Annotated in this window: 7 protein-coding genes; 4 read left to right on the top strand and 3 right to left on the bottom strand. The window is 61.5% G+C overall.

Features of this window, described 5'->3' with window-relative positions; all coding sequences use genetic code 11:
* Window positions 1-26 precede the first annotated feature (26 nt).
* Entirely contained in the window at window positions 27-494 is a 468-nt protein-coding gene (locus GGR23_RS12590; protein ID WP_183366630.1) for a DUF1203 domain-containing protein, read from the top strand.
* A 69-nt stretch (window positions 495-563) separates the two neighbouring features.
* Here GGR23_RS12590 and GGR23_RS12585 read toward each other — a convergent pair whose 3' ends face one another.
* Complete coding sequence (locus GGR23_RS12585) at window positions 564-2321, bottom strand: glucan ABC transporter ATP-binding protein/ permease (protein WP_183366629.1); 1758 nt, start codon at window positions 2319-2321, stop codon at window positions 564-566.
* 293 nt (window positions 2322-2614) lie between these two features.
* On the opposite strand from GGR23_RS12585, the gene GGR23_RS12580 reads away from it, so the two are divergent.
* From GGR23_RS12580 to GGR23_RS12570, 3 genes are all read left to right on the top strand, one after another.
* The gene (locus GGR23_RS12580; RefSeq protein WP_183366628.1) at window positions 2615-3352 is read left to right on the top strand and encodes a helix-turn-helix transcriptional regulator; all 738 of its coding nucleotides are present in this window, start codon (window positions 2615-2617) and stop codon (window positions 3350-3352) included.
* A 318-nt stretch (window positions 3353-3670) separates the two neighbouring features.
* The gene (gene pyc, locus GGR23_RS12575; protein ID WP_183366627.1) at window positions 3671-7129 is read left to right on the top strand and encodes a pyruvate carboxylase; all 3459 of its coding nucleotides are present in this window, start codon (window positions 3671-3673) and stop codon (window positions 7127-7129) included.
* 219 nt (window positions 7130-7348) lie between these two features.
* Window positions 7349-8539 carry an MFS transporter gene (locus GGR23_RS12570; protein ID WP_343066680.1) on the top strand — a complete coding sequence of 397 codons (1191 nt, stop codon included), beginning with the start codon at window positions 7349-7351 and terminating at the stop codon, window positions 8537-8539.
* A gap of 3 nt (window positions 8540-8542) precedes the next feature.
* Here GGR23_RS12570 and GGR23_RS12565 read toward each other — a convergent pair whose 3' ends face one another.
* Window positions 8543-10822: a xanthine dehydrogenase family protein molybdopterin-binding subunit gene (locus GGR23_RS12565; protein ID WP_183366626.1), complete on the bottom strand. Its 2280-nt coding sequence runs from the start codon at window positions 10820-10822 to the stop codon at window positions 8543-8545.
* 2 nt (window positions 10823-10824) lie between these two features.
* The gene (locus GGR23_RS12560) at window positions 10825-11283 is read right to left on the bottom strand and encodes a (2Fe-2S)-binding protein (protein WP_183366625.1); all 459 of its coding nucleotides are present in this window, start codon (window positions 11281-11283) and stop codon (window positions 10825-10827) included.
* Between the last annotated feature and the right edge of the window lie 49 nt (window positions 11284-11332).

Here is an 11332-nt window from a genome sequence, read left to right as displayed (position 1 = left end):
TCGGGCTCCAGACAAAGGAGCCCGCCATGTCGTTCAAGATACGGGGACTTTCTCCCCAGACCTTCTCTTCCCTTTTTCGTCTGTCTGATCAGGAGCTTCTTCAGCAGGGGGCGCATCGTCTTGTGGTCGATGCCAAGCCCGGGTTTCCTGACCGCATCGCCTTGCGCGACTGCGACCTCGGCGAAACAGTCTTGCTGGTCAACTTCACACACCAGCCTGCCAATACGCCCTATCGCTCGTCCCACGCGATATTCGTCCGGGAGGGAGAGGACCACCCGTTCGAGGCGATCGATACTGTACCTGAAGTCATGCGGTCACGATTGCTGTCGCTGCGGGCGTTCTCGCGCGAGCACATGATCCTCGATGCAGGCGTCGTGAATGGCGATACGGTGGAACACCTGATCGAAGAGTTTCTTGCTCGCCCTGATACCGATTACATCCACATCCATTTCGCCAACCGCGGTTGTTATCTCGCCCGGGTCGATCGCGCATAGGAACAAACAAGATCGCCCGTGGCAGGCTGCACACGGGCGATCGGATGAGAAGAGGGTGGCTTCCTCGCGTCAGGCGGCCTCGTGTGCCTTGCGGACTTCGTCGTCCGTCAGAATGCCGCTCGCCCGCAAGAGCGCCGCGAAGCGACCATTGCTATGGCTGAGCTCATCGAAGCCACCCATCTCGACGATCCGCCCGTGATCCAGGAAGATCACGAGGTCCGCCTCGCGAACCGTGGAGAGGCGGTGAGCGATGATGAAGGTGGTCCGGTCTTTCCGCAGGTTGTCGATGGCTGCCTTGACGCGCGCCTCGGTTTCCACGTCAAGCGCGCTGGTTGCCTCGTCGAGGACGAGGATCGGCGCGTTCTTCAGGATGGCACGGGCAATCGCGATACGCTGCCGTTCGCCACCGGAGAGACGGTTGCCCCGTTCACCGGCTTCCGTATCGAAACCGTTGAGGCGGCTTTCGATGAATTCGGCTGCAGCGGCGGCATCTGCCGCAGCCCGGACCGCCGCATCATCGGCCTCTTCCTTCCCGAGCCGGATGTTGTCCCGGATCGAGCGGTTGAGGAGGCCGGCATCCTGGAAGACCGTGGCGATAGAGGTGCGAAGGGATTTGCGGGTAACCGTCGTGATATCCGTGCCATCGATCAGGATCTCGCCGTTCTGCGGATCGTAGACACGCTGGAGCAGATTGATCAGCGTGGTTTTCCCGGCACCGGTCGGACCGACGATGGCTACCGTCTGACCCGCCTTCACCTTGAAGGAAATGTCGCGCACGCCTTGGGTGGTGTTTGCAAAGTCGAAGCAGACATTGCGGAACTCCACTTCGCCGCGGACCCGTTCGAGGGTTCCGGAGTTGGCAGGCTCTTCGCGGTCCTTGACGGAGTCCTCGAGCCGGAAGAAATCTTCCAGCTTCGAGCGCGCCTCGAAGATCTGGGTGGCGAAGGCGCGCATCTGGTCGAGGCGGCCGACAAGGAGTCCCGCAAAGCCGATGAAGGCGATGACGTCGCCGACCTTCAACTCGCCACTCTGGACCAGGAAGGTGCCGATCACGAGAATGATCATCATCGAGATCGTCGAGGCCATCCGGTTCAGCGCGCTCGCCAGGGCCCACCAGTCGAGAACCGGAAGCTGGGCCGAGATGAGCTGGCTGGTAAAGGACTTCAGGGCGCGGGTTTCCGATTCGATCCGGTTGTAGCTGTGGATCACGGAGACGTTGGAGATCACGTCGCTCACGTGGGAGAAGACCGTGTGATAGTGGGCTTCGACCGCGGCCTGACCTTCTTTGGTGCGGCTCATCACGATCCGGCCGATGATCCAGTAAAGAATGCCGAGCACGACAAGGACCGCAGACAGACGATAATCCATGCTGAATGCGGTCGGTATGAGCAGCGCCAGCGCAACGACCGTTGCAAGGTGGGTGCGCATGAACTCCAGCCAGAGGCTGAACAGGGTTTCGCAGGCTCGCAGCAGCGTATGCAGTGCATTGGAGGTGCCGCGCTGATTATGCCAGGCGAGCGGCATGGATATGATCCGGCCGAACGCCTCCGTCAGCAGAGAGGCCCGCCGTTCATGCGCGAGACGGTCGGCTTCGCGCGCCACGAGCACGAAGGCTATGGTGTTGAAAACCCCAAAACCCGCCCATGCCAGCAGGATCGGTGTCACCGGCTCCTTGGAGGAAATGGCATCGATGATCCTGCCGAACAGGATCGGTTCGGCAATCGTGATGACAGCTAGAACGATATTGGCTGCAACGACCATCGACACCCGCATACGGTAGGTGGACAGATAGCTGAGCGCACGTGCGTAGACCTGGAAAAGCGACACAACGGATCCTTTCGCTTGAATTTCCATGGGGTGTCGGACGGTACAGGAGCCAAGCTGAACTCAGGATTAACGGAGCTCCTTCGCCTTGCTGCAGCGCAAAATTTTCCCGGTACCAAGCACGCCAATGCGTTATATATCGGTGAGATGGCGTCCTGCTGCTTTGCAGCAGACAATAATGTGATGTTGTACAACAAAATTCGACTGGTATCGTACCGTGCAGCGAAGTACATAGCCCCCTATTGAAGTGCTGTCGGGTCGTCAGGGGCCGGCCTGTTGTGTGAAATGGGGAACGCGTGTCGGTTCAATCGATACTGGAATTGCTGGTAACGACCGAGGAATGCCGATCGGCGGATGAGGTCTTGGCAAGCTTTCGGACGCTTCTGACCGTCTACGGCTTTGAATATTACGCCATCCTTCGAGATGCGCGTCCGGACCCGGATGGCAATTTCTCCTTTCTGGCCAGCAAGTGGCCGGCGGGGTGGCCGGAAGCCTATGCCGCCGCTCGGCACATGACGATCGATCCTGCACTTCGCTACCTTTCAGTGGCCCAGAGGCCGTTTCGATGGTCAACGGCCCTGAAGGCCTTTCAGGCCGATCCGTTGGCGCGGCAAATGGAGCGGATGATGGCCGAGGCCGCGAGCTATGGGCTCAAGGATGGCTACATCTTCCCCATTCACGGACGCGGCGGCCTTCTGGGTTTCGTAAGCGTCGGGGGGCGGGTGATCGACCTTTCGCCGACCGAGATCGCTCTCTTTCAGGCAGCCTTCAAGTCGGTGTACTGGAAAATGCGGCTGTTTCTCGAGAGAGAGACCCTCGCTGCCGTTTCCGCCGGGTCGGCGGATGTCACCAAGCGCGAGCTGGAAGTCCTCTGGCATCTGGCCAATGGTCTGACCTCCAACGAGATCAGCAAGGCGCTCGGAATCTCCCGGCACACCGTCGACTGGTACACGGCTGGCATTCAGGAAAAGCTCGGCGCCAAGAACCGGCAGCACGCCGTTGCGATAGCCTTTCGCCGGGGCCTTATCTCCTGACGGCGTGCAAAAGCCGGTGGAAACTCCATCGGATCGGAAAAAAATGTACAAAAAGTCGCTCCGGCTGGATTTTCTCCAGTTTTGCACTGCGGGATTGCGAATCCACCGCGATTTTTGCACTTGCGAAGGATTCCGCACTGGAAATCTGAGAAATCAGCCCTGAATCGACGGTTGAGCGCCACCCGCTTCCTTCCACCAAAGTCGTAATTCGACAGTTTGCAGTCGACGGGGGAAATTGACTTGGGAACGCCAACCGCTAAGGAAGATGCGCTTGGGCCATCGCCCGGCGCCTCGAGCTGACGTCGTGAGGAGATCGTCTTGTCCATTTCCAAGATTCTGGTTGCCAACCGTTCCGAAATTGCCATCCGCGTGTTCCGCGCCGCCAACGAGCTCGGCATCAAAACCGTGGCGATATGGGCGGAAGAGGACAAACTCGCCCTGCACCGCTTCAAGGCAGATGAAAGCTACCAGGTCGGCCGCGGTCCGCATCTGGCGCGCGATCTCGGTCCGATCGAAAGCTATCTCTCCATCGACGAGGTCATCCGGGTTGCGAAGCTCTCGGGAGCCGATGCGATCCATCCCGGCTATGGCCTCCTCTCCGAAAGCCCCGAATTCGTGGATGCCTGCAATGAAGCGGGCATTATTTTTATCGGGCCCCGAGCAGACACGATGCGCCGTCTTGGCAACAAGGTGGCGGCGCGCAACCTGGCCATCGAAGTGGGTGTTCCGGTCGTGCCCGCAACCGAACCGCTGCCGGACGACATGGAGCAGGTGAAAAAGATGGCCGCGGAAATCGGCTATCCCGTGATGCTCAAGGCCTCCTGGGGCGGCGGCGGCCGTGGCATGCGCGTCATTCGAGCAGAGGCCGATCTGGCCCGCGAAGTGACGGAGGCCAAGCGCGAGGCTATGGCCGCCTTCGGCAAGGACGAGGTCTATCTGGAGAAGCTGGTCGAGAAGGCCCGCCACGTCGAGAGCCAGATCCTCGGCGACACCCACGGCAATGTGGTCCACCTCTTCGAACGCGATTGCTCCATCCAGCGCCGTAACCAGAAGGTGGTGGAGCGGGCTCCAGCGCCATATCTGAGCGAGGCCCAGCGCCAGGAGCTTGCGGAATACTCGCTCAGGATCGCCCGTGCCACCGGCTATGTCGGGGCCGGCACGGTCGAGTATCTGATGGACGCCGATACCGGCAAGTTCTACTTCATCGAGGTCAATCCGCGCATCCAGGTTGAACACACCGTGACCGAGCAGGTCACCGGCATCGATATCGTGAAGGCTCAGATCCACATTCTAGAAGGGCATGCCATTGGCACTCCGCAATCCGGCGTGCCCGCTCAGAAGGATATCCGCCTCAATGGGCACGCGCTTCAGTGCCGCATCACCACCGAAGATCCGGAGCACAACTTCATCCCGGACTACGGGCGCATCACCGCCTATCGCGAGGCGACCGGTTTCGGCATCCGTCTCGATGGCGGCACGGCCTATTCCGGCGCGGTCATCACCCGCTATTACGATCCGCTCTTGGAAAAGGTAACCGCCTGGGCCCCGACGCCCGAAGATGCCATCCGGCGTATGGATCGGGCGCTGCGTGAATTCCGCATCCGCGGGGTGGCGACCAATCTGACCTTTCTCGAAGCGATCATCGGGCATCCGAAGTTCCGGGACAACTCCTACACGACCCGTTTCATCGATACCACGCCGGAGCTTTTCCAGCAGGTCAAGCGCCAGGACCGCGCCACCAAGCTGCTGACCTATCTGGCGGATGTCACCGTCAACGGCCATCCGGAAGCCAAGGGCCGCCCGATGCCCTCGCCCGATGCGGCTGCCCCCATCGTGCCCTTCATCGACGCGCCAATTGCCGATGGAACGAAACAGAAGCTCGATGCCCTGGGTCCAAAGGGGTTCGCCGACTGGATGCGCAACGAGAAGCGCGTGCTGATGACCGACACCACCATGCGTGACGGCCATCAGTCGCTGCTCGCAACCCGCATGCGCACCTATGACATTGCAGCCATCGCAGGTACCTATGCACGGGCCTTGCCCAACCTTCTGTCGCTGGAATGCTGGGGTGGCGCCACCTTCGACGTCGCCATGCGCTTTCTGACGGAGGATCCATGGGAGCGCCTGTCGCTGGTGCGCGAGGCAGCGCCCAACCTGCTCCTGCAGATGCTGCTCCGTGGCGCAAACGGTGTCGGCTACAAGAACTATCCCGACAATGTGGTCAAGTATTTCGTCCGGCAGGCGGCTCAGGGCGGTATCGATCTTTTCCGCGTCTTCGACTGCCTTAACTGGGTCGAGAACATGCGTGTCTCGATGGATGCCGTCGCTGAAGAAAACAAGCTGTGCGAGGCGGCCATCTGCTATACGGGCGATATCCTGAATTCCGCCCGCCCCAAGTACGATCTCAAGTACTACGCCAATCTGGCAGCCGAGCTCGAAAAGGCAGGCGCGCATATCATCGCCGTCAAGGACATGGCCGGTCTGCTGAAGCCGGCTGCGGCGAAGGTGCTGTTCAAGGCGCTTCGCGAGGCCACCTCACTGCCGATCCATTTCCACACCCACGATACGTCGGGCATCGCCGCTGCAACCGTGCTGGCGGCCGTGGACGCGGGCGTCGATGCCGTCGATGCGGCCATGGACGCCTTCTCTGGCAACACCTCCCAGCCCTGTCTCGGCTCCATCGTGGAAGCTCTTGCCGGGTCGGATCGGGATCCCGGCCTGGACGCCAGCTGGATCCGTCGCATTTCCTTCTACTGGGAGGCTGTCCGCAACCAGTACGCAGCCTTCGAAAGCGATCTCAAGGGTCCGGCCTCCGAAGTCTATCTGCATGAAATGCCGGGCGGTCAGTTCACCAACCTCAAGGAACAGGCCCGCTCGCTCGGTCTCGAGACCCGCTGGCACGAGGTCGCGCAGGCCTATGCGGACGCCAACCAGATGTTCGGCGATATCGTCAAGGTAACCCCGTCGTCCAAGGTGGTTGGCGACATGGCTCTGATGATGGTGTCGCAGGATCTCACGGTTGCCGATGTCCTCAATCCCGCAAAGGACGTCTCCTTCCCGGAATCGGTCGTATCCATGCTGAAGGGTGATCTCGGTCAGCCCCCGTCCGGCTGGCCGGAAGACCTGCAGAAGAAGGCGCTGAAGGGCGAGAAGCCCTACACCGACCGCCCCGGCTCCCTGCTGCCCGACGCCGACCTTGATGCGGAGCGCAAGGCTATCGTGGAGAAACTGGGCCGCGATGTCAGCGATCAGGAGTTTGCCTCCTACCTGATGTATCCCAAGGTCTTCACCGACTTCGCCATGGCCGCCGAGACCTATGGACCGGTTTCAGTCCTTCCGACTCCGTCCTATTTCTACGGTCTTCAGCCCGGTGAGGAGCTCTTTGCCGACATCGAAAAGGGCAAGACGCTCGTCATCCTCAACCAGGCCATGGGGCAGGTGGACGAAAAGGGCATGGTCACGGTCTTCTTCGAGCTCAACGGCCAGCCGCGCCGCATCAAGGTGCCGGACCGTGCCCATGGCGCGGGCGGCAACGGCGTTCGCCGGAAAGCGGAAATCGGCAATGCTGCCCATCTGGGAGCACCCATGCCCGGTGTCATCTCCACCGTTGCCGTCAGCGCTGGCCAGCCGGTAAAGGCTGGCGACGTTCTCCTTTCCATCGAGGCGATGAAGATGGAAACCGCACTGCATGCGGAGAAGGACGGCACCATCGCCGAAGTGCTGGTGCGTGCGGGCGATCAGATCGACGCCAAGGATCTGCTGATCGTGTTTGCGTGAGAAGAGATCAAGCCGGGCAGGGATGCCTGCCCGGCACGCTCCGCTGAAATCTTCTGTTACAAAATGTGGTTCTCATCCCCCATACTGGGGGTTGTGAACTGAAACGATTAAAATATGCTCCGCTGCCATTGGAAGCCGGGCTTGCCGCCCGGGCTGCCTCATCTTCAAGATGCCTACGTGAAGATCGACTGATCTGCACGTCCCTGCAGGAGCTCACACGTGTCCGATGCCCTTCTCCCCACCGCCGCCAAGCCCGCGTCGTCCTTCTTTCCTGCCTCCCGGCTGGCCGTATCGCTCCTCTTCCTGATGAATGGCTTCATGGTTGGGGCGTGGGCGCCGAAAATCCCGGATTTCGCGGAAAGATTGTTGCTCTCCAAGAGCGAGCTGGGGCTGATGATCCTGCTTCTGGGTGCCGGATCGCTGACGCTCATGCCCGTGGCGGGCGCCTTGATGGCCCGCTTCGGCTCTGCCCGGGTGGCGAAAGGCATGGCGATCCTACTCCTTCCCTCGCTGCTCTTGCTGACCTATGCCGGAAAAGTGTGGTTTGCCGCCGTCGCCATCTTCTGGTTCGGCGGCTTCATGGGTGCGATGGATGTCGCGATGAACACGAACGCGGTGGCGGTGGAAAAGTCGATGGGCCGTGCCATCATGTCTTCCTGTCATGCCTTCTGGAGCCTCGGCGGCCTGCTCGGCTCTTCAACGGGAGGCTTGCTCATCAGCTGGTTCGGAGTCTCTGTCCATGCGGTTGTGGCAACGGCCGCCGCAATCTTGATGCTGGTCGTTGCATGGCCGCTGGTTCTACCGGATGCGCCGCATCCTGCAGAAAAGTCAGAGCGGAAGCGCGGCCTGCCGCTCCAGCCGCTTCCCTGGATTCTCGGGGTGATGGCGCTGTTTTCCATGGTTCCGGAAGGCGCGGTGCTGGATTGGGGCGCATTTTACGTGCGCCATGAGCTGGGCGCCGATCTCGTGCTGTCAGGATTTGCCTTTGCCGCATTCTCGGGCACCATGGCGATCATGCGGTTTGGCGGCGATCTGGTCCGGGATCGTTTCGGCGCAGTCAAGACGCTTCGCCTGTCCACACTGATGGCTCTGAGCGGCATGCTCATCTCTGGATTGGCGCCCAACCCGGAAGTTGCGATCCTGGGATTTGCCATCTGCGGGCTGGGGATCGCCAACATGGTCCCCATCGCCTTTTCGGCAGCCGGCAATATCCCGGGGATGGCGCCGGGCGTCGGTCTCTCGGTCGCAACCTTTATGGGCTATTCGGGCCTGCTGGCTGCTCCCTCGATCATCGGCTTCGTTGCCGAGCATGTCGGTTTTGCGCCCGTCTTCCTGTTCCTCCCGGTGCTGCTCCTCGTCGTCCTGATGCTGTCGGGTCTGGCGCGCCACGCCGACAGCATCAGGCACTGACCCTCATGCAAAGGCAACGGCTTTCGAAAGCGGCAATTCCCGGAGCCGCTGCCCGGTGAGCCGCGCAACAGCATTGGCAAGTGCCGGCATCGATGGCGGGGTGCCCGGCTCCCCGGCACCACCCATGAACGGCGATTGCTCGAGAAGGGCGATTTCCACCTGCGGAGACTGGTTGATCCGCAACGCGGGGTAATCGCCGAAGTTCAGCTGCTCCACGCCATCCGGTCCCCATGTGACTTCCTGGAACATGGCAGCCGAGAGACCAAACAGGATCCCCGACATCAGCTGTGCCTTGAATATCCCCGGATCCAGCACGATCCCCGGATCGGCTGCACACCAGACCTTCTCAACGCGGATGCCGTTTGCCGCATCTCCGGAAACCTCGACGATTTCCGCGACATGGGTCCCGAAGGAGAGATTGTAGGCAAGCCCGCGGGCCCGCCCTTCCGCCAGGGGCTGGCCCCAGCCGGCCATCTCCGCCGCCCGGTTGATCACCCCGAGAGCGGCCGGATTGTCCGCGAGAAGCCTGCGGCGAAGCTCCAGGGGGTCGAGCCCGCCCTTCTCGGCGACCTCATCGAGGAAAGACTCCTGCATGAAGGCATTGAAGGAATAGCCCACCGAGCGCCAGGAGCCTACCGGAACCGGCAGGTCGACCTTCCGGGCTTCGATGCGATGGTTGGCGAAGGCATAGGGCTGGTTGTAGGCCCCATCCAGCATGGTGTTGTCCGGCCCGGCGATGGGGATGGAGGGCGCGATGCGGCCCGCCATGCCGGCGATAACGGATTGCGAAGCGAGTGAACCGGTGATCGCAACCGGCATCCCATCCTTGTCGACAGCCGCGCGATAACGGGCAAGTGCCGCAGGACGGTAGACACCGTGGCCCATGTCCTCCTCACGCGTCCAGATAACCTTCACCGGCTTTCCCTCTGCCGCGAGGGCGAGACGGATTGCGTAATCGGAGAAGTCAGGCTCCAGCCTGCGGCCAAAACCTCCGCCGAGCATGGTGGTATGAACCACCACGTCCTGCGCCGATACGCCGGCAATGCGGCTGCCGATCATCTGGACGACACTGGGCGACTGGTTCGGTGCCCAGACGGTCAGCAGACCGTCCTTGTATTGTGCCGTTGCATTCATGGGTTCCATGGGGGCGTGGGCTAGGTGGGGTACCCTGTACTCGGCCTCGTAAACCGTTCCCGGTGCAGCTGCGGCCATCGCAGAGACCGGATCCCCGAGCGTTCTGAGGCTGAACGGCGTTTCCGTTTCGAATGCCTCGGCCAGCGTGGCAAAGACATTCTTGGCATCGGGAATGCTTGCGGGTGGGCTCCAGGCCACCGAGACGGCATCTGCCGCCTGGAAGGCACGCCAGGTGTTGTCGGCGATGACGCCGAAACCGTGGCCGAAGGGGCTGTCGATCTCCACTACCTTCACCACACCACGCATCTTCCGGGCCTCGGCCGGATCGAAGCTCGTCATCCGCTGCCCCGGCAGCGGCGCCATGCGGATGGTTGCATGGAGCAAGCCCGGAAGAGAAACGTCGACGCCATAGACCGGTGCGCCTGTCACCTTGGCCCGCATGTCGGTGCGCGGCTGAGGCTTGCCCAGGATGGTCCATGCGGTGCGAGGCTTGAGTGCAATGTCTTCGGGCGGAGCAAGCCGTGCGGCCTCCGCTGCGATTTCGCCATAGGTGACCGTCTTGCCCGTGGCGGTGTCCGTGATTGTACCTTCCGCGGTCTTCAGATTGGCAGCCTGGGTGCCGAACCGTTTGGCCGCCGCCGCCTTCAGCATTTCGCGTGCCGTGGCACCCGCGCGCCTCATCGGTTCGTATGCATCGATCGTGGAGGAAGAACCCCCGGTAAACTGCAGCGCGACCAGCTTCGAGAAGACAGCCATGGTTCCTCTGAGCGTATCGGCAAAAAGTCCCTGGTCGAACCGCGGGACGGGCGCACCTTCCACCAGCGCTGCACTGTTGTAATAGGCGGGAGCAGCGGGACCGTGCTCCACGGTCAGTTGATCCAGGCGCACTTCCAGTTCTTCCGCGACAAGGGCAGCCAGCGTTGTCGTCACCCCCTGGCCCATCTCGGCGCGGGGGACGATGACGGTCATGCGGTTGTCCGGGGCAATCTTGAGGTAGGCATTCAGCGTGCCCTCGCCTGGGGCAAGGTTCTTCTTCAGCGGGTTCTCGAAGGGCTGGCTGTACTTATAGTAGCCGAAGGCGACACCACCCGCGATGGCGGCAGCGCCGAACAGGAATGTGCGTCTTGCAATCTTTCCCAAGGTTGCCATGGTCAGACCCCCTCGCCCTGGCTTGCAGCCCGGTGGATTGCTGCGCGAATTCGCGGGTAGGTTCCGCAACGACAGAGATTACCTGACATCGCCTCGTCGATCTCCGCGTCGGTAGGCCGGGGGTTCTTTTCGAGAAGCGCCACGGCATTCATGATCTGCCCGGCCTGGCAGTAGCCGCACTGTGCCACCTGCTCGTCCAGCCATGCCTGCTGGACCGGATGCAGCCTGTCTCCGTCCGCCAATCCGTCGATCGTCCGGATTTCTCCCGTCGCGTCCTGAAGCGCCGTCTGACAGGAGCGGACTGCCTCTCCGTCGATGATGACGGTGCAGGCGCCGCAGAGGCCCGCACCACATCCGAATTTTGGCCCCTTGATATCCAGGATATCCCGAAGTGCCCACAGAAGCGGCATGTCGGGTTCGGCATCAAGCTCGTGCATTTTCCCGTTCACAGTGAGGCGCATCGGGATATAAGCTCCTTCAAGATAAAGTGTCTTTACATAATGACAAAAA

Origin of the sequence: Gellertiella hungarica (assembly GCF_014197145.1) — a bacterium.
Lineage (GTDB): Bacteria > Pseudomonadota > Alphaproteobacteria > Rhizobiales > Rhizobiaceae > Gellertiella > Gellertiella hungarica.
Note: the sequence above shows the minus strand (reverse complement) of the source record. Positions and strands in the feature narration are given on the sequence as shown.

Bases quoted from the DNA above. Each gene is read 5' to 3' on its own strand.
- GGR23_RS12590 (WP_183366630.1), top strand. From the start codon at position 27: ATGTCGTTCAAGATACGGGGACTTTCTCCCCAGACCTTCTCTTCCCTT.
- GGR23_RS12560 (WP_183366625.1), bottom strand. From the start codon at position 11,283: ATGCGCCTCACTGTGAACGGGAAAATGCACGAGCTTGATGCCGAACCC.
- GGR23_RS12565 (WP_183366626.1), bottom strand. From the start codon at position 10,822: ATGGCAACCTTGGGAAAGATTGCAAGACGCACATTCCTGTTCGGCGCT.